This is a genomic window from Rhodoferax sp., assembly GCF_039922535.1.
Lineage (GTDB): Bacteria > Pseudomonadota > Gammaproteobacteria > Burkholderiales > Burkholderiaceae_C > Rhodoferax_B.
In genome coordinates this window covers 1-1,719 of the sequence record NZ_JBDTEM010000064.1, presented here as the reverse complement: position 1 = coordinate 1,719, position 1,719 = coordinate 1, and the positions used below count along the sequence as shown (strand labels likewise).

Sequence of the window (1,719 nt, the reverse complement as noted above, 5' to 3'; positions counted from 1 at the left end):
TCAACATCGTCTACGCGTTTTTTGACACCTTCGCCATCATCGACTCGACCACCCAAGGCGGGCCGGGCAAAGACACGTCCATTCTGGTCTACAAGGTGTACTTCGACGGCTTCAAGGCCATGGACCTGGGCGGCTCGGCAGCCCAGTCGGTGGTGCTGATGGTGATCGTGGTGGCGCTGACGGTGGTGCAGTTCAAGTTTGTCGAAAAGAAAGTGAATTACTGATGGTCGAACGTAGAACGACTGCGGGCATCCTGGCCCATGTAATTCTGATTCTGGGCGTGCTGGTGGTGGCCTTTCCGGTCTATGTCACCTTCGTCGCGTCCACCCACACGGCGCTGGAGATGGTGCAGCGCCCCATTCCCATGCTGCCCGGCTCGCACTTTATCGACAACTACCTGACGGTGCTGCGTGGCACGGGCTCCAGTGGCGGCTCGAACGCGGCGGTGGGCCAGATGATGGTGGTCAGCCTGGTCACCGCGCTGATCATCGCCTTTGGCAAGATTGCGATTTCGCTGCTGTCGGCGTTTGCGCTGGTGTACTTTCGGTTTCCGTTCAAGCAGTTTTTCTTCTGGGCGATCTTCGTCACGCTGATGCTGCCGGTCGAAGTGCGCATCGGCCCCACCTACAAGGTGGTAGCTGACTTGGGCATGCTGAACAGCTACGCGGGCCTGACGATTCCGCTCATCGCCTCGGCCACCGCCACCTTCTTGTTCCGCCAATTTTTCATGGGCGTGCCCGATGAACTGGTAGAGGCCGCGCGCATGGACGGCGCAGGCCCGATGCGCTTTTTCAAGGACATCCTGCTGCCGCTGTCTACCACCAGCATGGCGGCTCTGTTTGTGATCCAGTTCATCTACGGCTGGAACCAGTACCTGTGGCCGCTGCTGGTCACCACCAACGAAGACATGTACCCGGTGGTCATCGGCATCAAACGCATGATCTCGGGCGGCGACGGCCAGACCGAATGGAACCTGGTGATGGCCACCGCCATCCTGGCCATGCTGCCGCCCGCGCTGGTGGTGATGCTGATGCAGAAGTGGTTCGTCAAGGGTCTGGTCGATACGGAAAAGTAGGCTACGACCTTGCCACCCTCGCCCTCCAGAAATTTATAAAAATAATGGCTCCAGCGCAGGTAGCACCTGCGCTGGCAGCTATATATTAAATAGCAGAACACTTATGGCCGCCATCTCCCTGAAAAACGTCATCAAGCGCTACGGCAAAGGGCCCAGCGCCAACCAGGTCATCCACGGGGTGAACGCCGAGATTGCCGACGGCGAATTCATCGTCATCGTCGGTCCGTCGGGCTGTGGCAAATCCACCCTTCTGCGGATGGTCGCCGGGCTGGAAGAAGTCAGCGGCGGCACCATCTCCATCGGCGGGCGGGTGGTCAACGACCTGGAGCCGTCGGACCGCGACATCGCCATGGTGTTCCAAAACTACGCGCTGTACCCGCACATGAGCGTGTTCGACAACATGGCCTACGGCCTGAAGATCGCCAAGGTGCCGGTGGACGAGATCAAAACCCGGGTTGACAAAGCCGCCAAGATTTTGGAGCTGGGCCAGTACCTGACCCACAAGCCGCGCGAGCTGTCGGGCGGCCAGCGCCAGCGCGTGGCCATGGGCCGTGCCATCGTGCGCCAGCCACAGGTGTTTTTGTTCGACGAGCCCCTGAGCAACCTGGACGCCAAGCTGCTCGCCCAGACCCGGCTGGAGATCC

The 1,719-nt window shown here is 60.2% G+C and carries 2 protein-coding genes and 1 pseudogene; all 3 read left to right on the top strand.

The features are described 5' to 3' along the window. A pseudogene (locus tag ABI213_RS02655) lies at positions 1 to 224 on the top strand (glycerol-3-phosphate transporter permease); the annotation flags it as partial. Continuing rightward, positions 224 to 1,075 carry a sn-glycerol-3-phosphate ABC transporter permease UgpE gene (gene ugpE, locus ABI213_RS02650; RefSeq protein WP_348026000.1) on the top strand — a complete coding sequence of 284 codons (852 nt, stop codon included), beginning with the start codon at positions 224 to 226 and terminating at the stop codon, positions 1,073 to 1,075. The pseudogene ABI213_RS02655 and the gene ugpE, both read left to right, overlap by 1 nt. 103 nt (positions 1,076 to 1,178) lie before the next feature. Beyond that, positions 1,179 to 1,719: ATP-binding cassette domain-containing protein (locus ABI213_RS02645; protein ID WP_348025998.1), on the top strand; the 541-nt coding region annotated here is incomplete at its 3' end.